Genomic DNA, 26,244 nt, shown 5'->3' on the forward strand with positions numbered 1-26,244 from the left:
CTTCCATGCCCGGTTGAAGGCCGGCGATTGTACTTAATCGTGACAGGGACGCACGAACCAAATGTCAAAAAGCCATCAAAGCTGGAATATTTTCGACGAAAGACACCACCCTTCGCAGGGTGAATATTTTTTGTAAACCATCAATCCTGTGTTCACCGCAGATCCATTGTGGGAGCGAGCTTGCTCGCGATGGCGGTGTGTCAGTCTACGCACCAGGCCCAAGCCGTTCAGCTACTATCGAAGAACCACTTCAAGGAGGATTCATTCATGGGCGTTGCCGCCAATCGGGCTTTGACCACCGCGCTGGTAGTCATCGATGTACAGAACGACTTCATCCCCGGCGGCCAACTGGCCGTGCCAGGCGGCGATGAGATCGTGCCGCTGATCAACCAGCTTGGCCATTCATTCAGGCACGTCGTCCTTGCCCAGGACTGGCACCCGGCCGGGCACGCCTCGTTTGCGTCCAGTCATCCGGGCAAGCAACCATTCGATATCGTCCAATTACCCTACGGCGAACAGAAACTCTGGCCCGACCACTGCATACAGGGCAGCAACGGCGCCGCGCTGCACCCGGCACTCGACCTCGCCCATGCCAAGCTGATCATTCGCAAGGGCTGCAACCCGGACATCGACAGCTATTCAGCCTTCATGGAAGCGGATCACCTGACCCCTACAGGCTTGACCGGCTATCTCAAGGAGCGCGGCATCGACACGGTTTACCTGGTGGGGCTGGCCCTGGATTTCTGCGTGATGTTCTCGGCGCTGGATGCCCGGTTGGCGGGGTTCAATGCGGTGGTGATACTGGATGCCTGCCGGGGCATCGATATCGACGGCTCGATGGAGGCGGCAATCCGACGGATGCAGGAAGCGGGCGTGCAATTGATCGAGTCCACTGCGATAGATGGTCGCCCCTTCACTTGATCGCTCATACTAGCCGCCTCCCCTCTGGACAGTGAGTCTCCATGCCCTTCCTCGCCCGCACCCACCCGCGTCTGTCCAGCGCCACGGTCCTTGGCCTGGCGGTGGGTATCCTGGCTCCCGTGGACTCGATCATCAGCAAGATCCTGATCGGCTGGAATGTCGGCGTCTGGACCTACCTGGTGCTGATGTCCTGGCTGACCGTGCGAGCCAAGGCGCCCGACGTCCGGCGCATCGCCGAAATCGAAGATGAAAATGCCGGGCTGGTCCTGCTGGTGGTCTGCATCGCGGCATTGGCCAGCCTGGCCACCATCACCCTAGAACTGGCCGGCAGCCGCGACCTGAATGCCGCCGGCAAGCTGTTGCATTACGGTTTCACGGCAATGACCGTGATCGGTTCCTGGTTGCTGATCGGGGTGATCTTCAGCGTGCACTACGCGCGCTTGTATTACACCTGGGAGGGCAAGGAGCCGGCGCTGCGGTTTGCCGAAGGGCTGACCACGCCCAACTATTGGGACTTCCTGTATTTCTCTTTCACCATCGGCGTGGCGGTACAGACCGCGGACGTGGGCGTCGCCACGCGGCAACTGCGCAAGATCGTCCTGGCGCAATCGCTGATCGGTTTTGTGTTCAACACGGCGATCCTGGGGTTTTCGATCAATATTGCGGCGGGGTTGTTTGGGTAAGGCGTATGGGGGCCGCTTCGCGGCCCAGCGGGAGCAAGCTCCTCGCCACAGAGACGGTGTCAGGTATCAGGCGTTGGCAGCCACAGCCTGAAGCGCGCCCCACCCAGCGGCGAGGCTTCGACGGTCAGCGTGCCGCCCTGGGCTTCCAGGGCTCGGCGGCTGATGGCCAGGCCAAGACCGAAGCCGCCAGTGGCGCGGTCGCGGCTGCGGTCCAGGCGGTAGAACGGCTCGAACACGCGCTCGCGTTCGCTGTCGGGAATGCCGATGCCGTCGTCATCGACCCAGATCTCACAGCCTTGATCACCCACCAGCACACCGATCTGAATGCGCTTTTCGCAATAACGCATGGCATTGCGCAGCAGGTTCTGCAAGGCCCGTGCGGTCAGGCGCGGGTCCAGTACGAAACGCTCCAGTGCCCCGTGCAACAGCACGTCGATCACCACGTCCGGCGCCGCCAGGTCCTCGTCGACGCTGCCCAGGATGCTGTCGATGAACTCGTCCAGCGCCACCTCGACCCGTTCGGGCAGGCGTTGCGGGTTCTGCAAACGGCTGTAGGACAGCAGTTCCAGCACCAACTCATCAAGCTCGCGAATGTGCGCCACCAACCCTTGCAGGCGCTCACGACTGGCCGCCGGCAGGTCATCGGACAGCGCCAGGGCCAGGCCGAAGTCGAGCCGCGTCAGTGGCGTGCGCAGTTCGTGGGACACGGCGTTGAGCAGGTCCCGTTGTTGGTTGAGCAGGTTCTCGATGTCACCCGCCATCGTGTCGAACACGTGGGCCAGGCTGCCGATGTTCGAACTGGAGGCAATGTGCGTACGCTCGCCCAAATGACCTTTGCCGAAGCGTTCGGCGGTGCGCCTGAGGCGTTCCAGGTCGCGCCAGTGAGGCCGCAACCAGAGCAACAGGCATGCCAGCATCGTCGCGCCGATCAACACGTTGATGCTCCAGTACAACCAACTGACGTCAGCCGGGTCCGGCGGCACGACCATCTTCACCGCCGTGCGCCCGTCCAGCGGCGCCGCCGCCAAGGTGCGCCAGGCCCAGTCGCCAATACGCACCACGTTCTCGCCGCGCTTGAGACGCGCCTGCTCTTCGGCACTGAAGCCGCCGTCATCGAACGCAGCCAGCTCGATTCGCAGTGGCTCGAACTCCTTGTCCATCTGCGCCGCCAGCGCCGGCCACTGCTCGCTGGGCACGGCGCGGAACTGCTTGACCATCAAGGTTTGCAGGCCACGGGAATAATCGAGGTTGTAGGTCAGGAAACGGTCGTGAAACAGGCGGACCACCAGTTCCGGCATCAGGTAGATCGCCGCGCTGTAGGACACGATGGTGACCAGGTAAAGGCGAATCAGCAGCTTCCACATCGGCTCAGCATTCCCACTCGGAACGACTGAACAGATAACCCTTGCCTCACACGGTCTTGATCTTGCGGGCCTCGTCGGCGTTGTCGTCGAACTTGCGCCGCAATTTGGAAATCGCCACGTCCACCGAACGGTCGGTGCCGTTGAACTCAATGCCGCGCAGGCGCTGCAGGATCTGGTCGCGGCTCAGCACTTCGCCGGAATGCCGGGCCAGCACCACCAGCAAGTTGTACTCGCCGCTGGACAGCTCCACCGCTTGTCCGCGCCAGGTTACGGTACGCTCGGACAGGTCGATGCAGAGGTTGCCCATGACAATGCGGTCGTTGACTGTCTGCGGCTCGGTAAGGCTGCTGCGCCGCAGCAAGGTACGCACCCGCGCCAGCAACACCCGAGGCTCGCAAGGCTTGGTGACGTAGTCGTCGGCGCCCATCTCCAGGCCCAGCACCTGGTCGTGGCTGTCGTCCCGGGCGGTGAGCATCAGGATCGGCAAGGTCGCCGAGTCGGCCCGCAGCAGGCGGCAGACCTGCAAACCGTCCAGCCCCGGCAGCATCAGGTCGAGGATCACAAGGTCCGGCGGATCGACGCGCGCCCGCTCACGTACATGGTCGCCACGGCTGAGCACGCTGACCTGATAGCCGTTGCGCTCCAGGTAACTGGCGATCAGCTCGGAGAGTGCGGTGTCGTCTTCGACCAGGAGGATGTTGGGCATGGGTGTTTCCAGAAAAGTGCTGTGGCGCCTGGTGGGGCCACAATCGCGAGCAAGCTCGCTCCCACAGGGATGTTCGGTACGACACAAAACCAGTGTGGGAGCGAGCTTGCTCGCGATGGCGGCATGCCAGGCGCAGAGAATCTCAAGCTGCCAAGGATATACGCCCTCATCTACCGCCGAGCAAAACCCTTACATAATTTCACACAACCTCTACGAATTATTACCCCGAATACAAAAATGCCCCGACATTGTCGGGGCATCACAGCGCTCAAGGCAGAACTCTTCAATCAGAAGAAATAACTCAACCGCAAGCTACCACTCCAATCCTGACTGACGGTTGTCCCTTTGCTGCCTCCAACCTGACCCGAGACCTGCCAGTTACGTTGGGCCGGCGTCCACTTCAGGCCCGCACCGTACTCAAGCGCTGTGCTGGCGCGGTCGTCATCGAAGCTGTCGTCGTTGATCCTGACCTCGTTGGTCTTTATGAACTCATGATTAATGCCCGCCGACAAACTCGGCTCCAACAGGCCGCCATTTTCGAGACTGATCACGCGTCCGCCCCTGAGGCCCACGTTCCCTTGCACAGAACGCATAGTGTCGGCTTTGACTTCAAGGCCGTTGTCCAGTCGGTAGCTATCGCTCTGGGTCACGCCCGTCGAGACTCGCACCTGTGGCTCGATGAAATAGTTATCTTGCAAGCGAATATGCTTGCCCACCGCGACCGAACCGCTTGCGCCCAATGCCTTGTATTCACCCTTGGAGCGTGTACCGTCACTCATGGTGACCCTGGCTTTATTGTTGAACTGGTTGACCTTGGCCATGACGTTGACGAATACACCGCTCTGGACATCATAGGTACTGCCGTAGACACCGAGGTTTACGCTGTCGACCGTTGCGCTGGATCCGTACCGCAAATCCATGTTGGTGTGGCTGGTGCCTACGAAACCACCGAGTACCCATGGGCGATTGCCAATATCCACCAATGTATCGGCACCGCCGGTGATCCCGTTCTGGTTCTGCGAGTAACCATCGCCATAGGCGTTGTCGACGCTGTATTGATTACCGTAAGTACGTACCCAGACGCTGTTGCTCAACTTGATGTCGTTATCGCTGGCCGAACGCATTGACGCATCGGGCCGTGCGCTTAATCCCCGATCACCGATCTGATCGTTGAGCATGTTCATCTCTGCGTTCAATACGCTACGAGCACTGCCGGCCAAAGCCAATGCGGTATTGGTGGACGGGCTGACGGTGTCCCGGTCGGGATCAAGGTACAAACCCTCCCCATCCTTCTTCAAGCGGTAGACGAAGGTACCGGCATCGACCGTTTCTCGACCACCCAGCGAGAAACTCGCATCGCCAGCGGCAATGTTGCCGATTTTGACGGCGTCGGCACTGGTTGGCGTAGTCCCGGTCGCGGAGACCAGCAACTGATGTTGCCCGCTGGCAGTACCGGTAACATTCAGGAAGTCCGTATTGCCGTTACCCAGGTCGGTGCCCATTACAAAAGTACCGTTACCGGAAAGCTCACCTATGTTCAGTTGCTGGAACTGCTCATTGGTGCCCATGCGGACCACACCACTGCTCAAGCCCAGACGCTGTACTGTATTGTCGCCAGTCATCACCCATTGCGCGGCATTGTCAATGTTCAGGTTGCTCGAGTCGGTAATCTGGCCCGTCAGCACGGAGCCGTTGTTGAGCAATACAGTGCCATTGGCATCCGAGAGCACATCACCGGTCATCTGGCTGTTGTTGTCGAGCTTGAGATCAAACACGTTCTCCACGTTGCCATTAATCACTGAACCGTTATTCAGGCTGACCGCCGTCCCTGTCCCCGCAACGGCCATTACGTTACCGTTCAGGGTGCTATTGTTGTTGAGGTTGACGTTGGTAACGTTCTGCAGATTACCTTCAAGCGAGGAGCCATTCTGCATCAGCCAGGACACCGTACTGCCGGTATCGGCTATGACGTCGCCGCGTAGAGCGCTTGCATCGACGTTGACGTTGGCTGTGGAAGTATTGCTGGCTTGAAGCAGTGTTCCGTTGCCGCCGTTCAACTGCGAGCCATTGAGTACGTTGATGGTCGCGACAGCACCAGGACCACCGAAGGCGCCAACGACAATTGCCGACCCCGTGTCCCCCGCTACGACTGTATTATTCAAGGTCACCGTGCTGGCAGTCACACCGGTATTGTCCACGCCGATTCGCAGGCCATCCTGACCACCGGAGATCGTGCTTCCGGTCGCCGAAAGCGTTGCCCCTTCCAGTTGAACGCCGTAACTGGTCGCACCAGTGCCACGCAAGGTCGAATCGTTGACCGTCAGGACGCTGAAGCCCGTGGCGTTTGCGCCGCCGACGAGTCCGGTAATTGTGCTTCCACCTGTGACCGTGGCGCTGGAGGCGGTTGGGGTGTTGATGTTACGCCCCAATAGCAGACCCATGCTGTTGGTACTGGTAATAGTGCTACCTTGGATCGTGGCGGAGCTATCGCTGAGCGCAAACGCTCCTCTCCCCGTCGAGCTTTCTACAGTTGCGCCGGTCATCGCGATATCGGAGCCATCGCGAGCGTCAATCCGCGCACTCTGACCACCATTGAATATGACATTGGCATTTTGCGAGCTGATCGTGAGTGCGCTCGCATTGTTTATTGTCAATGTTCCACCTTGAGACACAGCCCACACCTCTGGTGCTGGAGGATTAGTAACGGTCTCACTTTCCCCAGGAGCAAGAATTCTGGCATGAACCGCAGGAGTGCCGAGGAACAATACGGCAAGCAGATAGCCCGTACTCTTGCGATTTATGAGCGTTGGAAATTGAGGCATGGGGACTCCGCATAATCAATTTAACAACCTCTCTTCAAGCAGAGAAGTCATCGAAAAAAACGTTCGCAAGACTAAACAGCAATCCAAACGAAAGATGTCGGAAATCTCTTCACCAAAAGTAGGAAAAATCCCTTAATCTCTGAAACATACAACTCATAGACAGCAGCCAAACAGTATCGCGAGAGGGTCAGCCCCTCTCGCGATACTTACTTCATGGTGAAGGTACAGGCAGCCTGTCGCAGTACTCGCCGCTGGAAGTGATTGTATCAAGCGGCTTAATGACCGGTATCGAGGTCTGTAAACCACCAATATCGGCAGTGTACCAATACTTACCAAATGCACGAGAACCGAGCACCGGTTGTGCTGCTTTGAACACCGCAGCACTTCCGACAGTAGCGACATCCACTGTCGTTGCGTCTTGGATAGTATAGAGCTGTGAATCTTCTGTGCCGGGGATCAAATTAGCTCCAGCAGCATCCGTATAAGCCGCAAAATGTGCAGTAATGACTAAACCTTGCGGCAGAATGGTCGATTTCGGAATAGTAAGAGCCAAACGCCAGTTGGTAGTTGCGTCGTTCATTGCAAAACAGTCGATTTGATCCTTGGTGGCAGGGTTGCGAATTCTGATAGTTGGCTCTGGCAGATCAATTCTTCTGCCTCGGACAATGACCGTCTGGGATTCAGATTTGATTACGTTCTTGTCGATCCCGGTTTTTTGTCGTGTCCAGTGCGCAAGCACGCTGGGCGTCGGAAGCGCGGCTATGGCGTTCGCCGCAATAGGCACCTCGAACTCAATCGCGTTACTAAAGGGTGAATAATCGCCCACCAACAGATTATTCACATAACATTTAACCGTCTCCGCCGAAGAAATCGGTGGATGCGTGAGGGGGAGCACAACTTTGAATTTGCCCGCCTTATCGCGATCGCCTGGCAGCAACTCGTTAGTTGTCAGCGACTGCCCCGTTACTACAGGCAAAGCAAATGCGGGATTGGTCAGATCCGGCAACTCCGGATATAGCCCTCCTGGCGGATACAGATCCATCCAGAAAAACAATGGAGGGGAAGGAAATGGCGCTGCTGCACCGCGCTCCAGTTCAAAATAGGCTTTGACTTCCAAGGCATCTGTTGACGCGCCAAAAATACCCTTTAGCCCAACGTCATAAGGAAGTGTAAAGTTCAAATCCACATCGGCAAGAGGTTGGGGGCCAAACGCCTTGAAATTAGTTGGGTCATTTGCCTCTTCGACGTAAAACGTTATCTGGTCGCCTGGCTCAGCATTATCGATGGGCAAACGCTCGACAATACCCAACACCCCGCCGCCGGAAAAATCATCAAGGTATAAGGTTGTCGTCCCATTCGGATCAGTGACCGGGACTAAAGGATGCTTGTTCAGGACCGGATCCAGCGCAAGCCCCAGCGTCAACAGCGCGGAGGGCAATGAGCTTGCGCTTCTATTTCCAGGAAGGTCCGTCCAAAAATAATGGATGTTGATGCGCCCATTCGGCAACCCTCGCAAGACACTGCTCGCCACCGTAAACACACCCGTTGCGGGAACTGTCGCGTTGTAGACCTCAATATCCGTACCGCCGGTGGCAAAATGCACCTCCAGCACATCGTCGAGACGACGTAGTGGATAGGTCACGTCAACCGTAAATTGCAGTTCCGTGTTGGCGGCCAGCCAGGCTTCGTCCACCGTTCTCAAGGGATCCACGGGCGCATTGGTAAAGGCCGGGGTAGGCGCAGGCGGATTTTTTTTACGTGATGGATACTTGACTTCAAACGGTGCCGTTCGGTCTATGTTGAATTCTACAATATTGGTGAAGTCATAGTTGCCTGCACCGTCCTTAAAAAAAATCAACTGGACCTGCCAACGGGTGGGCGTTGCGGGTTGGGCGTCTTCAATAAAGTCAGCCGCTGGAAGAGGAATAGGTATGACGCCAGCAGGTCGGTCAACGATCGCGCCAAGTAGTACAGTATTTTTAGCGTCGCCTAACGCTTCTCCTACCCGTGCATAATGTATGTCAACCTCGTCGTCCTCCCCCTCTTCCGTCGGTACAGGCCGCTCCATATTTGCAATAATTTCACCGGACTCCAGAACAGCAATTGAGATTGACTCGTCCGCCAACTTGTCAATATCCAAATCTAGGTCCAGCACTCCGGATTGCGTGGACACAGGACGAGTTTTTGGGGGAACAATTTTGATAGCCATGGTTGTCTCTCCAATTACATTCATGCTGAGGGATTACTTTCACCGGGTGTCACTCTGTCTATTCTCACCAACCCTTTATTTGACTCGGCAACGAGCTTTCCCCCTTGAAATAGTTGATACACCACCACTGCAGAATCGTTATCAATCAGCGGCCTGATATTGGGCTGAAACGGAACCACCAAATCAAAACCAGCTGATATGTCTGGGGCTTGAAGTGTTCGTTCCCAGACGCCGTATGTCTCCGTCACTGGCGGTCCGCTGCCATTCAAGCTCGAATAGCCTTGCCATTGAACTTTTACCCGATCCCCTGGCACGGCGATATTGGCCAAACTCGGTACAGCAATCGTAGCGCCACTCGTTAACGGCGGAACGGTGTTATTATTCAAATACCCCCAAAGAGTCGCGTGTGGAAATGTTGGCGCGGCTAATATTATGAGCGGTGTGTGATTGATGGTGAGTTGTCTGGGAGGGGATGGATCATCATTGCCACCTGCCCCCTTCCATACCTTGTAATAAACATACGCCACACCATCCTTGGCTAAATGTTGAGGCGTCAAGTCGAAATATAAAAAATTCACCGTCAGGGGCACTGGATAAAACATGGTATAAAGCCGACTTTCCAGCCCATCTTGAAGCCAGGTGATCCAGAGTTCATCATTGGGATGCGGATCAATCCAATACGGGATAACAATTCGTGTCCCCCGCTGCAATATTTCGCGAGGCACATGACCTTCCAGATCATTATCATTTATGCCTTCCACCGAGAGGGGTTTCGCCTGAACTTCGCTATTCGTAATCTGTTCCCGACTTTCTTCTTGCGAAGCCATCGCGATCACCCTATCAAAGACTTCAATCGAAATTTCCCCAGTCCGTAAGGGCATTTAGCGCGGGGTGATGATAATTTCCAACTGTCAGATCTGACAGGTAGCAACGCCGTTCATCGGATAAACGAAAAGAACCGAGGCTTGGACAAACGGATAGAGGGATCAAACAGATAACGAGGGGGGCGCCCCCCTCTCACTGCAGACGAGTGCCTTCCCCCATTACAAATGGGCTCAGAAGGGGATTTGCGCTTACTTAGTTGTCAGGTAGGCGGGTTTACTAATTGCGCGGCGCAATCTGCAATTCGTCCACAGGCGATAGCCAGCTCTCCCCGTCCCACCACCAACCCAACCCGAATATGCCCCGCCGCACTCGGCCCAAACGCCTCCCCCGCCAGCACCGACACGCCATATCCGTCCAGCAGCCGCTCGGCAAACACCTGGGCCGCCAGGCCGGTCTGGCGCACATCGATCATCACGAACATGCCGCCATCGGGCCGCACGGGTTTGAGACCCGGGCAGTCGTCAAGCAAGGCACACACCAGGTCCCGGCGTTGGCGATATTCCTCGCGCATCCGCGTCACTTCAGGCAAATCCTGCTCCAGCGCAACCTGGGCGGCGCGCTGGACGAAATCCGGCAAGCCGAACAACATGCACAGCGACAGGTTCGCCAAATGTCCAGCGAGAATTTCGGGGCCGATGGCCCAGCCGACGCGCCAACCGGTCATGGCGTGGGATTTGGACAAGCTGTTAATTGTGACCGTGCGTTCGGCCATGCCCGGCAGTCCGGCCGGGCTGATGTGTTCGCCTTCGTACAGCAAGTCACTGTAGACCTCGTCGCTGATCAGCCACAGGTCATGGTCGATGCACAGGTGCGCCAGTGCTTGCCAGGTCGGCAGTGGCAGGCTGGCGCCGGAGGGATTGTTGGGGCTGTTGAGCAGCATGGCGCGGGTGCGCGGGGTGATCAGCCGAGCGACGTCGGCCGGTTGGACCCGGAAAGCGTTTTCCGGGCTCACCTGCACCGGCACCACTTTCGCCCCGCAGGCGCCGAACACCGCTTCGTAGGTGACATACATGGGTTCGGCGACGATCACTTCGTCGCCAGGGTCGAGCAGGCATTGCGCGACCGCGTAGACAGCACATTGCGCTCCGGGCAGCACCGTGACATGCCCGGCGCCTACCGGTTGGCCGCTACGTGCTTGATGGCGTCGGGCAATGCTGGCCCGCAGGGAGTGCAGGCCACGAGTATCCGAGTAGTGAGTGTCGCCGGCCCGCAAGCTGGTGACAGCGGCCTCGACGATGGCGCGCGGTGTGTCAAAATCCGGGTCGCCCACCGACAGCAACAACACATCCATGCCCTGTTCGCGCATGGCCAGCGCCCGGTCGTGAATCTGCCAGGCGGCGGCACCATCGCCGGTGATGCGTTGGGTCAAGACTGAGAAGCGCATGTATCTCTCCTGATTGCGCGATATCCAGCCTCAACCCTATCTCAAATCACAAACCGCGCCACCATCGCATTCAACCCCACCGCCAGGCGCGACAGTTCGTGGGTCGCGTCGCTGGTCTGTTTCGCACCGCTGGCCGATTGAGTCGCCAGGTCGCGAATGTTCACCAGGTTGCGGTCCACCTCACGGGACACCTGGGCCTGCTCCTCCGACGCACTGGCGATGACCAGGTTGCGTTCGTTGATCTGATGGATCGACTGAGTGATCTGCTCCAGGGCCACTCCGGCGGCGCGGGCCATTTCCAGAGTGCTTTGGGTACGCTGGTTGCTTTGCTGCATCGACTGCACGGCCTGGCCGGTGCCGTTCTGGATGCCGGCGACCATTTTTTCGATTTCCTGGGTCGATTGCGCAGTGCGATGGGCCAGGGCCCGGACTTCGTCGGCCACCACCGCGAAACCGCGTCCGGCCTCCCCGGCGCGGGCGGCTTCGATGGCGGCGTTGAGGGCCAGCAGGTTGGTCTGTTCGGCGATGGCGCGGATCACGTCCAGCACCTTGCCGATGTCGCGGCCCTGGACCGCCAGGCCTTCGATCATCGAGGCGGTCGCCTGCACATCGTGGGTCATGGTCTGGATCGCGTCGACGGTTTCGACCACACGCGTGCGGCCTTCCTGGGCGGCCTGGGTCGACTGGTTCGAGGCTTCGGAGGTGGACACCGCGTTACGGGCAACCTCTTCGACCGCAGCGGTCATTTCGTTGACTGCCGTGGCCGCCTGTTCGATCTCGTTGTGCTGCTGTTGCAGACCGCGGGAGGATTCCTGGGTGACTGCACTCAGTTCTTCGGCCGCGGCGCCCAATTGGGTGGCGGAACCGGCGATCTGCTCGATGGTTTTGCGCAAGCTGTCTTGCATCACGGCCAAGGCTTGAAGCAAACGCGCCGGCTCATCCTTGCCATCGTCCGCAATGACCTGGACCAGGTTGCCACCGGCGATGGTCCGGGCCGCCTCCAATGCCCGGTTGAGCGGCGCGACGATGCTGCGGGTCAGCAGCAAGGCCAGCAGGACAGTGGCCAGTGCGGCAATGATCGAGACAACGATGATGCCGGTGATGGCGCTGCTGTAGTTTTCACCGGCCTTGGCCGATGCTTCGCTGGCGCCGGCCACGTTGATCGCGATGAGCTTGTTGAGCTGCTCGCCCATCAGGTCGGTACCTTCCTTGATTCGCGTATTGATGAGGCTGCGCAACTGGTCGGCCTTGTCCTGTCGCGACAGTTCAAGCATTTCCTGCTGGGCTTGCAGGTATTTTTCCAGGGTCGCCGAAAAGGCCTTGTACAGCTCGGTCTCTTCCGGAGTGGCCGGCAGCGCGGCGTAGCTGTTATTGGCCTTGTGCAGCTTTTCCACCAGCACGTTGATGCGGGTCTCGGCCTCTTTCAGGCTGGCCGGGTCCCGGTTGACCAAGATGCGAAACGAGAGGATGCGCATGCGCAGCACGTTTTCCATCACATTGCCCAGGTAGCCGACACTGGGCAGTTGATTCTGCTCCATGTCCAGCGAGGCCTGGCGGATGATCGACATGCGACTACCGGCAAACACGCCGAGCACAACGACGAGCAAGGCAATGACGGTGAAGCCGAGAAAGGCTCGGGGGGCGATATTCAGGCTGCGTAGGGACATGGAAAGACCTCGAAATGTTGGGTCGAGCATCCATGCCGGCAAGCGCACTGATTGGAGTTATGGGGGTATACGCTTAACCGGTTATCGGCTGGGCTTTAGGGTTTGTGCAGGGTTATGTAAAAAAATATTTCCTGTAGGAGCTGGCGAAGCCTGCGATCCTTTTGATCTTTCACTTTTGACTCGACTGCCTGGAACAAGATCGCAGCCTCGTTGCACTCGACAGCTCCTACAGGCCTCCTACAGGCCTCCTACACGGCTACTACAGGTCCACGCGTCCGTTGGGTCTACCGCGCCGCCACCCGCCAAAGCCGTGCAATGTCCCGGGCACGCTCGCTCAGCAGGCGCGGGGCGTCGGTGCAGGCTTGCTGCAAGGTCATCGGCCCGCTGGCCAGGGCGAAGGCGGCGTCGATGCCGTGTTCATACAGCGCTTGGTAGCCCTCCCCCAGCGTGCCGGCAATGACCACCACCGGTACGCCGTGCTGGCGGGCGATGCGGGCCACGCCGAAGGGGGTCTTGCCGCGCAGGGTCTGGGCGTCGAAACGGCCTTCGCCGGTGATCACCAGGTCGGCGCCGTTGACCGCCTCGGCAAGCCCGGTCAACTGGGCTACGACGTCCACGCCGGTACGAAACTGCGCCCCCAGGAACGCCTTGGCCGCGAACCCCAGGCCACCGGCTGCGCCACTGCCCGGCTCGTCGTGCACATCCTTTTTCAACGCCCGCGCGCAATGTTCGGCGAAATGCCCCAGGGCCCGGTCCAGCGCCTGCACTTGAGAAGCCGAGGCGCCCTTCTGCGGACCAAAAACCACGGACGCGCCATGGGGGCCGCAAAGCGGGTTATCGACATCGGCGGCGATCTCGAAGCTGACCCGGGCCAGGCGTGGGTCCAGATCGCTCAGGTCGATACGCGCCAGGTTCGCCAAGGCCAGGCCGCCGGGAGGAAGGGGACGGCCCTGGTCATCCAGCAACACCACGCCCAGAGCCTGCATCGCACCGGCTCCGGCGTCGTTGGTGGCACTGCCACCGATCGCCAGGATCACCCGCCCGGCGCCTTCATCGAGGGCTGCGCGAATCAGCTCGCCGGTGCCGTAGGTGCTGCTGGAACAGGCATCGCGTTGCCCCGGCGGCACCAGTTGCAAACCACTGGCCTCGGCCATTTCAATGATTGCGGTGCGACTCTCGGCCAACCAGCCCCAGCGCGCCTCGACGGCAACACCCAACGGACCACGAACCCGGGTGTGGCGCCACTCACCGTTACAGGCCGCCAACACCGACTCCACCGTCCCCTCCCCGCCGTCGGCCATCGGGCATTTGATCAACTGCGCATCCGGCCAGACCTCGGCCAGCCCCTGGGCGATGGCATCGGCGACGCCCTGGGCGCTGAGGCTGTCCTTGAACGAGTCGGGGGCGATGACTATTTTCATATTATTCTCCGGTTCCGATGCACAGCATGCTGCCAGCTGACCACAGCCGTGACGCCGGTCCGCTGCACAAAAGACACCGGGTATTATTGTTCAAATTCACAAATACCGGTTTTCCAGGAAGATTCAGGTTGAAGCTGCCGGCCTCATCGCGAGCAGGCTCGCTCCCACAGGGTTATGTGGGTGTATCGGCGGTCTGCGGCAATAGCTGCACCCCCAGGTACAACGCCAGCATCCCGTCCAGGCGCAACGGGTCCACGCCGCTGAGTTCGGCGATGCGTTCCATGCGGTAGCGCAGGCTGTTGCGGTGGATGCCCAGGGCGTCGGCGCAGGCCTGGCTCTGGCCGTCGTGCTCGCACCAACTGCGCAGGGTGGCGAGCAGTTGGCCGTTGCTGTCCTTGGCGATGACCTTGCGCAACGGGGTCAGCAGTTCGTCCAGGGCATCGTCGCTGCGATGGCGCCAGAGCAGCACCGGCAGGCGATAGCGGTTGAGGGCCAGCAGGCGCGATTGCGGCAACACATCACGCCCATAGGCCAGCAGATCAGCCACCCGCCGATAGCAACGCCGCAAGCCCGCCAACCCTTCAGCCTGCCCGCCCACTGCGATCCGCAGGATGTTCCAGCCCAGCCCATCGAGCTTGCCCAGCAACCGCTCGTTCTCCACCGAGGCGGTGACCGGCCGGCACCAGAGCAAGGAAGATTTGGACGAGGTCAGGCACCAACTGTCCGGGTAGCGCGACATCAACCACGCGCTCAACGTCTCGACGGTCTGCCCGGGCCCATGTTCCAGGCCCAGTTCGAACAGATACGGCACCCGCGACAATTGCGGCTTGAGGCCCATTTGCCGGGCTTCGTCCAACAATCGCGGCGAATCCCCCGCATCGCCCAACAGCAGCGCCAGCAAGTCATCACACCGCTGGCGGCGCCATTGCTGCTCGGCCTGCTGGTTACGCTGTCCCACCAACATCTCGGCGGTCATGCGCACCAGCTCGGCGTAAGTGCGCAGTAGCGCAGGCTCACCCGTGATGCCCAGGACGCCGATCAGCCGTTGATCGAGCATCAGCGGCAGGTTGATCCCCGGCTGCACACCCTTGAGGTGCATCGCGGTGTGCTCGTCGATTTCCACCACCCGACCGTTAGCCAGGACCAGTTGCGCGCCCTCGTGACGGGTGTTGACCCGCTCGCGCTCGCCGCTGCCGAGGATCAAGCCCTGGTTGTCCATGACATTGACGTTGTACGGCAGGATCGCCATCGCCCGGTCGACGATGTCCTGCGCCAGGTCGTGATCGAGTTCGAACATGGGCGGTGTTCCTTGCAAGCGGCGTGAATTGTTGTTTCCAGGCATGGGTTTGGTCAGGCGCACAGGGTCTGCATTCAAACCCTGTGCTCTGGCACAAAGACACGGCCCCCTGGGCTGGCCGAGACTCAATGGGCGGTCAACGTTACCCCTTGGCTCGCAAAAATCATAATAATGAGAGACCCGCCATGTCCCAGAGCGCAATAGCCCTCCTGGCTACCCCCGACGAAAAAAATACCGTCTACAAGCGCATCACCCTGCGCTTGATCCCCTTCATTTTCATCTGCTACCTGTTCAACTACCTCGACCGGGTCAACGTTGGCTTCGCCAAGTTGCAGATGCTCGACGCCCTGAAATTCAGCGAAACCGTGTACGGCCTCGGTGCCGGGATCTTCTTCATCGGCTACGTACTGTGCGGCGTGCCAAGCAACCTGGCCCTGACCAAGTTCGGTCCACGGCGCTGGATCGCGCTGATGATGATCACCTGGGGCACCCTGTCGACGTGCCTGCTGTTCGTCACCACCCCCACCGAGTTCTATACCTTGCGGCTGTTCACCGGCGCCGCCGAGGCCGGGTTCTTCCCTGGCGTGGTGCTGTATCTCTCGCAATGGTTCCCGACGTTCCGACGGGGCCGGATCATGGCGTTGTTCATGTCGGCCATCCCGGTGTCCGGCCTGCTGGGCAGTCCGTTTTCCGGGTGGATCCTCAACCACTTCGCCGCCGGCCAGGGCGGCCTGGCGGGTTGGCAGTGGATGTTTTTGCTGCAAGGCATTCCGACGGTGATCCTCGGGGCGCTGGCGTTCTTCCTGCTCAGCGACACCTTCGCCAACGCCAAATGGCTGACCGACCAGGAACGCGACGTGCTCACCGCCGACCACGCCGAAGACCTGGCCAACAAACCAAAGACCGCCACCGACTCGCTGTTGGCGGTGTTCAAGAACCCGGCGATCTGGGCCTTCGGCCTGGTGTACTTTTGCATCCAGAGCGGCGTGTACGCGATCAACTTCTGGCTGCCGTCGATCATCAAGAGCCTGGGTTTTGGCGATAACCTGGTGATCGGTTGGCTGAGTGCAATCCCGTACCTGCTGGCGGCCGTGTTCATGTTGCTGGTGGGCCGCTCGGCGGACCTGCACAAGGAGCGCCGCTGGCATCTTGTCGTGCCGATGCTGATGGGCGCCGTCGGGCTGCTGATCGCCGTCAACTTCGCCACCACCCCGGCCATCGCCATCATCGGCCTGTCCATCGCTACCATGGGCGCCCTCACCGGCCTGCCGATGTTCTGGCCGGTGCCCACGGCCCTGCTCAGCGCGGGCGCGGCGGCCGGTGGGTTGGCGTTGATCAACTCCATGGGGCAGATGGCGGGATTCCTGAGCCCGTACCTGGTGGGTTGGGTCAAGGACGCCACCGGCTCGACCGACGCGGCGCTGTACCTGTTGGCGGGCGTGATTGTCTGCGGCAGCCTGCTGGCGTTGCGCATGACCCGTACCCTAAGGGCCTGACACCCTTTTTTCCCACAGAGGTAGTTCCACAGTTGATTGGGGCGTTTGAGAATTCTGTTTGATCCGTGCGGTGGTTCTGGGGTTTGATTGAATCTTTCCCCATGGATAAAAGGATCTTGTCATGAGCTACCGCACGCTAGGCCATTCCGGGTTGCAAGTCTCGACGCTGACCCTGGGCACGATGATGTTCGGCGAACAGACCAGCACCGAGGATTCGCTGCGGATCATCGACAAGGCCTGGGACCAGGGCATCAATTTCATCGACACCGCGGACGTCTACACCAACGGCCGTTCCGAGGAAATCGTCGGCGAGGCAATCGCCCGTCACCGCCAGGAATGGGTGCTGGCCACCAAGATCGGCTTCGGCCCGCCGGACGGCATGCCCAACCGCAGCGGCCTGAGCCGCAAGCACATCTTCAATGGCATCGAAGCGAGCCTGACGCGCCTGGGCACCGATTACCTGGACATCTATTACCTGCACCGCGAAGACCACAACACGCCGTTGCACGTCACCGTGTCGGCCATCGGCGACTTGATTCGCCAAGGCAAGATCCGCTACTGGGGCCTTTCGAACTACCGTGGCTGGCGCATCGCCGAGGTGATCCGCATCGCCGACAGCCTGGGCATCGACCGGCCGGTGATCAGCCAACCGCTGTACAACATCGTCAACCGCCAGGCGGAAACCGAGCAGATCACCGCGGCACAGAACTACGGCCTCGGCGTGGTGCCGTTCAGCCCCCTGGCCCGAGGCGTGCTCAGCGGCAAGTACGCGCCGGACGTGGCGCCGGACGCCAACAGCCGTGCCGGACGCCAGGACAAACGCATCCTGGAAACCGAATGGCGGGTCGAGTCCCTGCGCATTGCCCAGCAGATCCTGCAATACACCCAGGGCCGCGGCGTGGGCATCGTCGAGTTCGCCATCGCCTGGGTGCTGAACAACAGCGCCGTGACCTCGGCCATCGTCGGGCCGCGCACCGAGGAGCAGTGGGATTCGTACACCAAGGCGCAATCGGTCAAGATCAGCGCAGAAGATGAAGCGTTCATCGATTCGCTGGTGACGCCGGGGCATGCTTCGACGCCGGGGTTCAACGATGTGAGCCATTTCGTGCCGGGACGAGTGCCTGTGGGAGCAAGGCTTGCCCGCGATGAACGATAACGCGGTTCACTGTTAAACCGTGGCGTGGCTATCGCGGGCAAGCCTTGCTCCCACAGGGCTTGCTCCCACAAGCCTTGCTCCCACCATCAACACCCTCGCCACAGGCAGGGTGTTGATTGATCGCCCTCAAGAGAATCACCGTGTCCAAAGGCATCGTTCTATCGGTCTCGGCCTCCGCGCTGTTCGCCGTCATGTACTACTACACCTCGCTGCTCTCACCGCTGACAGGCGTGGAAATCTTCGGCTGGCGCATGCTGCTGACGATGCCGTGCATGACCGCATTCCTGCTGGTGACGCGGGAGTGGAAACTGGTCACGGCGCTGATCCAACGCCTGATCGCCACGCCACGGCTGTTGATCGCGGCGATAGCCTCGTCGGCACTGATGGGCGCGCAACTGTGGCTGTTCATGTGGGCGCCGCTCAATGGCTACAGCCTGGACGTGTCGCTGGGGTACTTCCTGTTGCCGCTGTCGATGGTGCTGACCGGACGCATCGTCTACGGCGAACGCCTTTCCTACCTGCAGAAAGTCGCCGTGTTCTTCGCCACCCTTGGCGTGTTCAACGAGTTGTACCAGGTGGGTGGTTTTTCCTGGGCAACCTTGCTGGTGGTGATCGGCTACCCGATCTATTTCATCCTGCGCAAACGCATCAAGACCGACAACCTGGGTGGGCTCTGGCTGGACATGACCCTGATGCTGCCCGTGGCGCTGTGGTTCGTGCAAAGCGGTGAACAGGGCCTCGACGTTTTCGATCAATACCCGTGGCTGTCGCTGCTGATCCCGGTGCTCGGGGTGATCAGTGCCAGCGCGCTGGTGTCCTACATCGTCGCCAGTCGGTTGCTGCCGTTCAGCCTGTTCGGGTTGTTGAGTTATGTCGAGCCGGTGTTGCTGCTGGGCGTTGCGCTGCTGTTGGGCGAAAGCATCAAGGCCGGTGAATGGCTGACCTACATCCCCATCTGGATGGCGGTGGCGGTGCTGGTGTTCGAAGGGTTCAAGCACTTGGTGCGGCAGCAGCGCAGGGCCTGAGCCTTACACCGCTCCCACATTTGGAACTGTGTCGGGCAATAAAAAGCCCGCCCGGCATCACTGCCGGGCGGGCTTTTTCATGGCTCAGGCCTTACTCGGTCGCCAACACTCCACGACGCACCTGGTCGCGCTCGATGGATTCGAACAGCGCCTTGAAGTTGCCTTCGCCGAAACCATCGTCGCCCTTGCGCTGGATGAATTCGAAGAACACCGGCCCCATCAGGGTTTCCGAGAAGATCTGCAGCAGCAGGCGCTTGTCGCCCTGCTCGGAAGCACCGTCCAGCAGAATGCCCCGCGATTGCAGTTCATCCACCGGTTCGCCGTGGTTCGGCAGGCGGCCTTCGAGCATTTCGTAATAGGTGTCCGGCGGCGCGGTCATGAAGCGCATGCCGATGCTTTTCAGGTGATCCCAGGTCTTGACCAGGTCATCGGTGAGGAAGGCCACGTGCTGGATGCCTTCGCCGTTGAACTGCATCAGGAACTCTTCGATCTGCCCGGCGCCCTTGGACGATTCTTCGTTCAACGGGATACGGATCATGCCATCCGGGGCGGTCATGGCCTTGGAGGTCAGGCCGGTGTATTCGCCCTTGATGTCGAAGTAGCGGATCTCGCGGAAGTTGAACAGCTTCTCGTAGAAGCCGGCCCAGTAGGCCATGCGTCCGCGATAGACGTTGTGGGTCAGGTGGTCGATGATTTTCAGGCCCGCGCCCACCGGGTTGCGGTCAACGCCCTCGAGGAACACGAAGTCGATGTCATAGATCGAGCTGCCTTCGCCAAAACGGTCGATCAGGTACAGCGGCGCACCACCGATGCCTTTGATCGCTGGCAGGTTCAGCTCCATCGGGCCGGTCTCGATGTGGATCGGCTGGGCGCCGAGTTCCAGGGCACGCTTGTAGGCCTTTTGCGAATCCTTGACCCGGAACGCCATGCCGCACACCGACGGACCGTGCTCGGCGGCAAAGTATGACGCCACGCTGTGGGGTTCGTTGTTGAGGATCAGGTTGATCGCGCCCTGGCGATACAGGTGCACGTCCTTGGAGCGGTGGGTGGCCACTTTGGTGAAACCCATGATCTCGAAGATCGGCTCCAGGGTGTTGGGGGTCGGGGATGCGAATTCGATGAATTCAAAGCCCATCAGGCCCATGGGGTTTTCGTATAGATCTGCCATGTCGGCGCCTCATCAGTCGGGTCAATTAACAAAAAACGTTAGTTGCTGGCGATGCTGAGGACACGGGGCGGCGCGCAGGAAATGCCACGAACGCTGCGGGCGAGGAAATCGCCATAGATCAGTTGAAACCCAAGTATCTTCATTGTCGACCCAAGGCTCTTGCGGGCGAGGCTTCTGCTGCCAGAAGACGTTATTCTTATATGCGTAACTCGATTCTACACAGCGTAACCAGGTTTGTCCGCCTTCTGTATCAAATCGCCTTTTCCTTCGACCGCGCAAGGGGTTTGTTGCACAGGAAAATCCCCACCAGGATCACGCCCCCGCCGACACACATCAAGGCCGTGAGCCGTTCGTCCAGCAGCAGCGCCCCCAGCAGCACCGCCGTCAACGGATTGAGCGCGATGAACACCCCGGAACGGGTCGCACCGATCCGACGAATGCCGTCATACCAGGCGATATAGGCCAGGGCCGAGCCCAGCACGCCGAGGTACAACAGGCTCAGCCATTGCTCAACGTCCAGGCCGCGCAGGACTTCGACACGAATCTCGCCCGCCGCCGCGCAGGCCAGCCACAACATCAGCGTGCCCAGCAGAATCGACCAGGTCACGGTCTGCAAGGGGCCGAGGCTGTCATTGAGTTTTTTCGAAAACAGCGAATAGATACCCCAGCCCAGCACGCAGCCAAAAATCAGCAGATCGCCGATCCAGCCCTGCGCGGCGCCTTGCAACAAGGACGGATCACGACTGACGATCACCAATCCCGCCCCACCGATGCAGAGCACGATGCCCGCCACTTTCAACCGGCTCAGCCGCTCCTTGAACAACCACCAGGACGCCAGCCCGATCACCGCCGGGTTCAAGGCCACGATCAGCGAGGCCCGCGACGCATTGATGTACTGCAAGCCATAGAAGAAGCACAGGTTGTAGAAAAAGATGCCAAAAAACCCCAGCGCGGCCAATTGCAGCCCCTGTTTCACACTGGGCCTGGCCAGCGGGATCCCGGCCAGGGCGAGAAACGCCAGCAGCGCGAGACTCGCCAACAGGAAACGCAGGCTGGCGGCAAACATCGGCGCCACGGCATCGGCAAGGATCCGGCCGGCCACGAAGGTCCCGCCCCAGATCATGGTGACCATGGCGAGCTTCAAGTAGACCGGCAGGTCCGACGAGGCTGGGAGGGTTTGTTCGAGGGTTTTCATGGTTTCACCACCGCACGCTAATGAGAAGAACGCAGAACCTGTGGCGAGGGTGGTTAATTGTGGGAGCAAAGCTTGCTCCCACAGGGTGGAACCTTGCCAAAAGGTGTTGTGCTGCTTCCTGATTCAAGTCAGATACCTCATTATCTGGCTCATGCCTTGTCATCGTAAAATGAGCAATTCCTCATGACCCTCACCCAACTCGAAATCTTCTCCCTGGTCGCCGAGCTGCGGGGGTTCACGGCGGCGGCAACGCGCCTGGGCATCGGCCAGTCAGCGGTATCCCACGCCATCAAATCCCTGGAACAAGAATTGGGCGTTGAATTGCTCAGGCGTCATCAGTCCCAGGTGGAACTCAGCGACATTGGTCAGCAATTGCTTCTGCGGGCCCGGGCCATGCTCGGGCTGGCCAACACCTTGCGCCAGGAAGCCGCCGATGCCCGGGGCATGCGCCGAGGCACCTTGCGCATCGGCTCGTTCGGGCCCACGTCATCGATGAAACTGTTGCCCGGTATCCTGCAGCGCTATCGAGACTTGCACCCGGGCATCGAAGTGCACATCGACGAAGGACCCGACAGGCAGGTCCTCCAGTGGCTGGACGAACGGCGGATCGACGTCGGCTTCGTGGTGTTGCCCGAGGAGCGTTTCGATACGTTCATGCTGATGGAAGATCAGATGGTCGCCCTGCTGCCCACTAACCATCCCCTCGCCGCCCGGGCCAGCCTGAGCCTCAAGGACCTGTGCAACGACCCCTTCGTGCACACCGAGGCCGGATCATCGGAGCTGGTTTCGCGCCTGTTCAATGCCGCCCGGCTGACCCCGAATGTGCGTTTTCGGTGTTCGCAACTGCTCAGCACCCTGGATATCGTCAGGCGCGGTGAGGCGGTGAGCGTGGTGTCCGAAGGTTCGTTGCCGGAGGGCGAAAGCCTGGGCTTCGTCGTGCGCCCCTTGTCGCCGCGGGTGCCGCGCCAGATTGGCCTGGCAGTCCTGGACAGCCGCCAGGCCTCGCCCGCCACCCTGGCGTTTATCGAGCTGGCCCGGCAGTCATGAGCCCGGCATCAAACCTGTGGGAGCCTGGCACTGAACCTGTGGGAGCAAAGCTTGCTCGCGATGAAGGCACCTCGGCTCTCCAGGTGGACCGCATGATCGTTCATCGCGGGCAAGCCTTGCTCCCACAGACCTCGCTCCCACAGTCACCCTGTGGTCAGCAAGCACTCGGCAAGCCATCTATCATGGTCGGCATCCGACGATTCCCCCTCATCCCTTTTCTTCTCAGGTTGTGCTGATGCCCTTGACCGCCGCACGCGCGCACACCCGCCCCCGTCGCTATCTCGTCACCCTGCTTTGCGGCCTGGTACCGATGCTGTCAGGGCTGGCCATTTTGTACATGCAGGCCGAACGGACGCTGGCGCAACAGACCCGGCAGACCGCCGAGGAACTGGTCAGGCAGATCGAGCTGATGCTCGACAACACGGCCTTGGCGGCCCATGAACTATTACCCCTGGCCGGCCAGCCCTGCGAAGCGGTGAAGCTGGCATTACGCGAACAAGTGACGCGCCGGCCCTTTGTCCGTTCGACCAACCTTATCTGGGACAACAACCTGTATTGCAGCTCGCTGTTCGGTGCCTTCGAGGAACGCGTCAACCCGAGCGACTACCATCAAGGCAGCTTGTGGCTCATGGACGGCAACCCGGTCACGCCGGATACCGCGCTACTGATTTACCGGATCAACGAGGGCCATCAAGGCGCCTTGGCCACGCTTGACGGGTACCACCTGACGAACGTCTTGCGCTTGATCGGCCGCCAGACCCGGCTACGACTGCAAGTCGGGCCGAACTGGCTGGCGGCGGACGGCAAGGTCCGACCGGCGCCCATACCCGGGCTGCCGGTCGCCCAAAGCGAGCTGGGTTCATCGCGCTACGCCTTCAACGTAGAAGCCGGCTTCGATGAGGGTGAAACCTGGCGCTACATGGCCAGGGAATATCCGCCGCTGTTCAGCTTGCTGATCTTCTTCGGCGTCGTGGCCGGGACCCTCGGGCACTGGCTGCAAAAACGCGCCTCCTCGCCCAGTCGTGAACTACAACGGGCCCTGGAAGCCGGCGAGTTCGTGCCCTATCTGCAACCGGTCGTGCACAGCGACAGCAAACGCTGGGCCGGCGTCGAAGTGCTGATGCGCTGGAATCACCCCAAGGAAGGCCTCGTTCGCCCGGACCTGTTCATCCCGTTCGCCGAACACAGCGGCCTGATCGTACCGATGACCCGGGCGCTGATGCAGCAGACCATGCACCTGCTGGCACCGCTGGCGCCTCAACTCGAAGCACCGTTTCATGTCGGCATCAACATCACCGCCCGCCACTGCCAGGATCTGGCGCTGGTGGACGATTGTCGCGAATTTCTCGCCGCCTTCGCGCCGGGTGCGATTGCCCTGCGAGCTGATCGAACCTACGCCCGTTACCCGGCAACTGTTCGACCAGCTGCGGGAACTGGGCGTCAAGATTGCCCTCGACGATTTCGGCACGGGTCATTCCAGCCTGGCGTACTTGCGCCAGTTCAACGTGGATTTCTTGAAGATCGACCAGAGTTTTGTCGCGATGATCGGTGCCGATACGCTGTCACGGCACCTGCTCGACAGCATCATCGAACTGTCGGGCAAGCTGGGCCTGGACATGGTGGCCGAGGGCGTCGAAACCGTCGAGCAAAGCGACTACCTGAGCGCCCATGGGGTGAACTTTCTACAGGGTTATCTATTTGGTCGACCGATTAGCGGGCAGGCGTTCATTGAGACCTTGACCGACCTTAATGGCAGTTAACCGCCGCCGATCTATTGACGACGATGCCCAACTGATAAAAGCTTTTGCTGTTGTTACATAACGAAAAAGTTACGATTTACACTTTCCGGATTAACTACTACAATTTTTCTACCTGTGCCAGATAGCAGGAGAGTCATTAACACCAAGGCGCTCGGCTTATAGCTTTGTTTGCGGTTGGTATCAGCCAAATATTTTGATTGGAGTAACGATTTTGTCCAGACTCGCTGAATTTCGTGCAGCCGAAAAGGCCCTTCAAGAACAGCTCAAGCAGTTGGAATCGCTGAAGAACGATGCCGGGCTCAAGAAGGAAATCGAATTCGAGGAAAAGCTCCAGGGACTGATGAAAACCTATGGCAAGAGCCTGCGCGACATCGTCGCGATCCTCGACCCGAACCCGTCCAAGGCGAGCCTGCAATCGAGCAAACCCATCAAGACCCGCCGTGCGCGAGTGGTAAAGGTTTACCAGAACCCGCACACCGGCGAGTTGATCGAGACCAAAGGCGGTAATCACCGCGGTCTGAAAGCCTGGAAAGAACAGTACGGTGCAGCTACCGTCGATTCCTGGTTGCGTGGTTGACAGCGTCCATGATGAAAAAAAGCCCTGAATACACTCAGGGCTTTTTTATGGGCTAAACTTTTTGGATTAAATCCCGAGCGTATTACACTGACGGCCTTATAGTTTCAAACTGTTTCGCACCGACTGTATTTCATCCTGGCTTTCAACAAACACCTGCGCCTGCCCTGCATAGGACAGCACATAAGCCTTGCCCCCATTTAGTGCCGCGACGAGTGCCTGAGACAATACATGGCGTCCGTTTTGCGTGATCGTGCAAGTGGTTTCCAATGCAGTTACGCCGCCCAACATGGAAGCATGGATCTTATTGCACACACTTTGGTAACCGCCCTGGAAGAAATCCTTCTGGATCGACTTGCGCATTTCCAGCAACACGCCTTGCAAGTTGACCTGGTGATCGGGCTCGACGGTAGTCGTGGTCAATTCCATGACCATCACGGCATTGCCTGCCGAATCGCTCTTGGTTGCACGTTGTCGCAAGGGGCCCGACGCCGCCGCATCGGCGGGCAGTGGCTCGACAACCCAGCCTTGGGGCCAGGCGATCTGCGGTTCGTCCGCCTGGACGCCGCCGACACTCGCAATGCAGGCAAACAGCAGGACAAACAGCGAAAGGAACGGTCGAATCATTGCGTTGGCACTCAAGGGCGAATCGTAAAGTCTGAAGCCCGAGGCAGAAGCAGGCAATAGCCACACGCGGTTTGGCGACACCGCGTCCCTTGCGTATCATGGGCGCACCTGCAAGGAAGCCGTCTGACGCAAGCCCAGGAACCGTCGCAACCAAGCTTGCGACGCCGTTTGCCCCACTTATTTCCGGAGGGCCCATGAGCCTGCACGAACTCAATACTTTCCCTGGCGTCACCGCACAACCTGATGCCGCCACGGCCAAGTTCGTCTTCAACCACACCATGCTGCGAGTCAAGGACATCACCCGGTCCCTGGACTTCTACACCCGCGTGCTGGGTTTCTCGCTGGTGGAGAAACGCGACTTCCCGGAAGCCGAGTTCAGCCTGTACTTCCTGGCACTGGTGGACAAGAACCAGATCCCGGCGGACGCGGCGGCGCGGACCGAATGGATGAAGTCGATCCCTGGCATCCTGGAACTGACCCACAACCATGGCACCGAAAGCGACCCGGCCTTCGCCTACCATAACGGCAACACCGACCCACGCGGCTTCGGCCACATCTGCATCTCGGTACCGGACATCGTCGCCGCCTGCGAGCGCTTCGAAGCACTGGGCTGCGATTTCCAGAAACGCCTGAACGACGGCCGCATGAAAAGCCTGGCCTTCATCAAGGACCCGGATGGCTACTGGGTTGAAATCATCCAGCCTGCGCCGCTGTAAACCTCTCCACCGTCCCCCTGTGGGAGCGAGCTTGCTCGCGATGACGGCGGCACATTCAACCTGGATCCAGGCTGACCCACCGCTATCGCGAGCAAGCTCGCTCCCACAGGGGGATGCGTGA

20 protein-coding genes and 2 pseudogenes are annotated in these 26,244 nt (G+C 59.8%); 9 read left to right on the plus strand and 13 right to left on the minus strand.

Going from position 1 to position 26,244, the window contains the following annotated elements; all coding sequences use genetic code 11:
* Nucleotides 1-267 precede the first annotated feature (267 nt).
* Both pncA and KGA89_RS14320 read left to right on the plus strand, forming a co-directional pair.
* On the plus strand, nt 268-921 hold the full coding sequence (gene pncA / locus KGA89_RS14315) for a bifunctional nicotinamidase/pyrazinamidase (protein WP_223471880.1): 654 nt from the start codon (nt 268-270) through the stop codon (nt 919-921).
* A 41-nt stretch (nt 922-962) separates the two neighbouring features.
* Nucleotides 963-1,604: a DUF1345 domain-containing protein gene (locus tag KGA89_RS14320; RefSeq protein ID WP_223471881.1), complete on the plus strand. Its 642-nt coding sequence runs from the start codon at nt 963-965 to the stop codon at nt 1,602-1,604.
* 59 nt (nt 1,605-1,663) lie between these two features.
* Here KGA89_RS14320 and KGA89_RS14325 read toward each other — a convergent pair whose 3' ends face one another.
* From KGA89_RS14325 to KGA89_RS14365, 10 genes and pseudogenes are all read right to left on the minus strand, one after another.
* Nucleotides 1,664-2,968: an ATP-binding protein gene (locus KGA89_RS14325; RefSeq protein WP_003202960.1), complete on the minus strand. Its 1,305-nt coding sequence runs from the start codon at nt 2,966-2,968 to the stop codon at nt 1,664-1,666.
* A 46-nt stretch (nt 2,969-3,014) separates the two neighbouring features.
* Nucleotides 3,015-3,674, minus strand: a complete 660-nt coding sequence (locus KGA89_RS14330) for a response regulator transcription factor (RefSeq protein ID WP_223471882.1) — start codon at nt 3,672-3,674, stop codon at nt 3,015-3,017.
* A 287-nt stretch (nt 3,675-3,961) separates the two neighbouring features.
* Nucleotides 3,962-6,496, minus strand: a complete 2,535-nt coding sequence (locus KGA89_RS14335; RefSeq protein WP_223471883.1) for an autotransporter outer membrane beta-barrel domain-containing protein — start codon at nt 6,494-6,496, stop codon at nt 3,962-3,964.
* A 211-nt stretch (nt 6,497-6,707) separates the two neighbouring features.
* Nucleotides 6,708-8,705 carry a hypothetical protein gene (locus KGA89_RS14340; protein WP_003202967.1) on the minus strand — a complete coding sequence of 666 codons (1,998 nt, stop codon included), beginning with the start codon at nt 8,703-8,705 and terminating at the stop codon, nt 6,708-6,710.
* Nucleotides 8,706-8,725: 20 nt separating this feature from the next.
* Entirely contained in the window at nt 8,726-9,532 is an 807-nt protein-coding gene (locus KGA89_RS14345; protein ID WP_223471884.1) for a hypothetical protein, read from the minus strand.
* Between the two features lie 257 nt (nt 9,533-9,789).
* Nucleotides 9,790-10,974, minus strand: a complete 1,185-nt coding sequence (locus KGA89_RS14350) for a pyridoxal phosphate-dependent aminotransferase (protein ID WP_223471885.1) — start codon at nt 10,972-10,974, stop codon at nt 9,790-9,792.
* Nucleotides 10,975-11,015: 41 nt separating this feature from the next.
* On the minus strand, nt 11,016-11,879 hold the full coding sequence (locus KGA89_RS30820; protein WP_371916751.1) for a methyl-accepting chemotaxis protein: 864 nt from the start codon (nt 11,877-11,879) through the stop codon (nt 11,016-11,018).
* Nucleotides 11,874-12,671: pseudogene (locus KGA89_RS30825) on the minus strand (MCP four helix bundle domain-containing protein); the annotation flags it as partial. The pseudogene KGA89_RS30825 and the gene KGA89_RS30820, both read right to left, overlap by 6 nt.
* 254 nt (nt 12,672-12,925) lie before the next feature.
* Entirely contained in the window at nt 12,926-14,062 is a 1,137-nt protein-coding gene (locus KGA89_RS14360; protein ID WP_223471886.1) for a glycerate kinase, read from the minus strand.
* A 172-nt stretch (nt 14,063-14,234) separates the two neighbouring features.
* On the minus strand, nt 14,235-15,359 hold the full coding sequence (locus tag KGA89_RS14365; RefSeq protein ID WP_223471887.1) for a sugar diacid recognition domain-containing protein: 1,125 nt from the start codon (nt 15,357-15,359) through the stop codon (nt 14,235-14,237).
* A 185-nt stretch (nt 15,360-15,544) separates the two neighbouring features.
* On the opposite strand from KGA89_RS14365, the gene KGA89_RS14370 reads away from it, so the two are divergent.
* The 3 genes from KGA89_RS14370 (at nt 15,545) to rarD (ending at nt 19,036) form a co-directional block, all read left to right on the plus strand.
* On the plus strand, nt 15,545-16,855 hold the full coding sequence (locus KGA89_RS14370; RefSeq protein WP_003202977.1) for an MFS transporter: 1,311 nt from the start codon (nt 15,545-15,547) through the stop codon (nt 16,853-16,855).
* Between the two features lie 121 nt (nt 16,856-16,976).
* Nucleotides 16,977-18,011, plus strand: coding sequence for an aldo/keto reductase (locus KGA89_RS14375; RefSeq protein ID WP_223471888.1), 1,035 nt, complete (start codon nt 16,977-16,979; stop codon nt 18,009-18,011).
* 140 nt (nt 18,012-18,151) lie between these two features.
* A complete protein-coding gene (gene rarD, locus KGA89_RS14380) occupies nt 18,152-19,036 on the plus strand; it encodes an EamA family transporter RarD (RefSeq protein WP_003202980.1) in 885 nt (294 codons plus the stop codon).
* 91 nt (nt 19,037-19,127) lie between these two features.
* On the opposite strand, the gene hppD is transcribed toward rarD, so the two are convergent.
* Nucleotides 19,128-20,204, minus strand: a complete 1,077-nt coding sequence (gene hppD, locus KGA89_RS14385) for a 4-hydroxyphenylpyruvate dioxygenase (RefSeq protein WP_013693613.1) — start codon at nt 20,202-20,204, stop codon at nt 19,128-19,130.
* A gap of 250 nt (nt 20,205-20,454) precedes the next feature.
* Nucleotides 20,455-21,399, minus strand: coding sequence for a DMT family transporter (locus KGA89_RS14390; protein ID WP_223471889.1), 945 nt, complete (start codon nt 21,397-21,399; stop codon nt 20,455-20,457).
* A gap of 183 nt (nt 21,400-21,582) precedes the next feature.
* Here KGA89_RS14390 and KGA89_RS14395 point away from each other — a divergent pair, with 183 nt between their 5' ends.
* From KGA89_RS14395 to KGA89_RS14405, 3 genes and pseudogenes are all read left to right on the plus strand, one after another.
* Entirely contained in the window at nt 21,583-22,446 is an 864-nt protein-coding gene (locus KGA89_RS14395; protein ID WP_003202987.1) for a LysR family transcriptional regulator, read from the plus strand.
* Between the two features lie 235 nt (nt 22,447-22,681).
* Nucleotides 22,682-24,206 (plus strand): annotated as a pseudogene (locus tag KGA89_RS14400) (EAL domain-containing protein).
* Between the two features lie 211 nt (nt 24,207-24,417).
* Nucleotides 24,418-24,783, plus strand: a complete 366-nt coding sequence (locus KGA89_RS14405; RefSeq protein WP_013693615.1) for a histone-like nucleoid-structuring protein, MvaT/MvaU family — start codon at nt 24,418-24,420, stop codon at nt 24,781-24,783.
* 96 nt (nt 24,784-24,879) lie between these two features.
* Here KGA89_RS14405 and KGA89_RS14410 read toward each other — a convergent pair whose 3' ends face one another.
* The gene (locus tag KGA89_RS14410; RefSeq protein WP_003202993.1) at nt 24,880-25,407 is read right to left on the minus strand and encodes a DUF4946 domain-containing protein; all 528 of its coding nucleotides are present in this window, start codon (nt 25,405-25,407) and stop codon (nt 24,880-24,882) included.
* A 194-nt stretch (nt 25,408-25,601) separates the two neighbouring features.
* Here KGA89_RS14410 and gloA point away from each other — a divergent pair, with 194 nt between their 5' ends.
* Nucleotides 25,602-26,123 (plus strand): lactoylglutathione lyase, encoded by a 522-nt coding sequence (gene gloA, locus KGA89_RS14415; RefSeq protein ID WP_013693616.1) that lies wholly within the window; start codon nt 25,602-25,604, stop codon nt 26,121-26,123.
* Nucleotides 26,124-26,244: the final 121 nt, after the last annotated feature.

Origin of the sequence: Pseudomonas sp. A-RE-22 (assembly GCF_019956035.1) — a bacterium.
Lineage (GTDB): Bacteria > Pseudomonadota > Gammaproteobacteria > Pseudomonadales > Pseudomonadaceae > Aquipseudomonas > Aquipseudomonas brassicacearum.

Bases quoted from the DNA above. Each gene is read 5' to 3' on its own strand.
- pncA (WP_223471880.1), top strand. From the start codon at position 268: ATGGGCGTTGCCGCCAATCGGGCTTTGACCACCGCGCTGGTAGTCATC.
- KGA89_RS14320 (WP_223471881.1), top strand. From the start codon at position 963: ATGCCCTTCCTCGCCCGCACCCACCCGCGTCTGTCCAGCGCCACGGTC.
- KGA89_RS14325 (WP_003202960.1), bottom strand. From the start codon at position 2,968: ATGTGGAAGCTGCTGATTCGCCTTTACCTGGTCACCATCGTGTCCTAC.
- KGA89_RS14330 (WP_223471882.1), bottom strand. From the start codon at position 3,674: ATGCCCAACATCCTCCTGGTCGAAGACGACACCGCACTCTCCGAGCTG.
- KGA89_RS14335 (WP_223471883.1), bottom strand. From the start codon at position 6,496: ATGCCTCAATTTCCAACGCTCATAAATCGCAAGAGTACGGGCTATCTG.
- KGA89_RS14340 (WP_003202967.1), bottom strand. From the start codon at position 8,705: ATGGCTATCAAAATTGTTCCCCCAAAAACTCGTCCTGTGTCCACGCAA.
- KGA89_RS14345 (WP_223471884.1), bottom strand. From the start codon at position 9,532: ATGGCTTCGCAAGAAGAAAGTCGGGAACAGATTACGAATAGCGAAGTT.
- KGA89_RS14350 (WP_223471885.1), bottom strand. From the start codon at position 10,974: ATGCGCTTCTCAGTCTTGACCCAACGCATCACCGGCGATGGTGCCGCC.
- KGA89_RS30820 (WP_371916751.1), bottom strand. From the start codon at position 11,879: ATGCAAGACAGCTTGCGCAAAACCATCGAGCAGATCGCCGGTTCCGCC.
- KGA89_RS14360 (WP_223471886.1), bottom strand. From the start codon at position 14,062: ATGAAAATAGTCATCGCCCCCGACTCGTTCAAGGACAGCCTCAGCGCC.
- KGA89_RS14365 (WP_223471887.1), bottom strand. From the start codon at position 15,359: ATGTTCGAACTCGATCACGACCTGGCGCAGGACATCGTCGACCGGGCG.
- KGA89_RS14370 (WP_003202977.1), top strand. From the start codon at position 15,545: ATGTCCCAGAGCGCAATAGCCCTCCTGGCTACCCCCGACGAAAAAAAT.
- KGA89_RS14375 (WP_223471888.1), top strand. From the start codon at position 16,977: ATGAGCTACCGCACGCTAGGCCATTCCGGGTTGCAAGTCTCGACGCTG.
- hppD (WP_013693613.1), bottom strand. From the start codon at position 20,204: ATGGCAGATCTATACGAAAACCCCATGGGCCTGATGGGCTTTGAATTC.
- KGA89_RS14390 (WP_223471889.1), bottom strand. From the start codon at position 21,399: ATGAAAACCCTCGAACAAACCCTCCCAGCCTCGTCGGACCTGCCGGTC.
- KGA89_RS14395 (WP_003202987.1), top strand. From the start codon at position 21,583: ATGACCCTCACCCAACTCGAAATCTTCTCCCTGGTCGCCGAGCTGCGG.
- KGA89_RS14410 (WP_003202993.1), bottom strand. From the start codon at position 25,407: ATGATTCGACCGTTCCTTTCGCTGTTTGTCCTGCTGTTTGCCTGCATT.
- gloA (WP_013693616.1), top strand. From the start codon at position 25,602: ATGAGCCTGCACGAACTCAATACTTTCCCTGGCGTCACCGCACAACCT.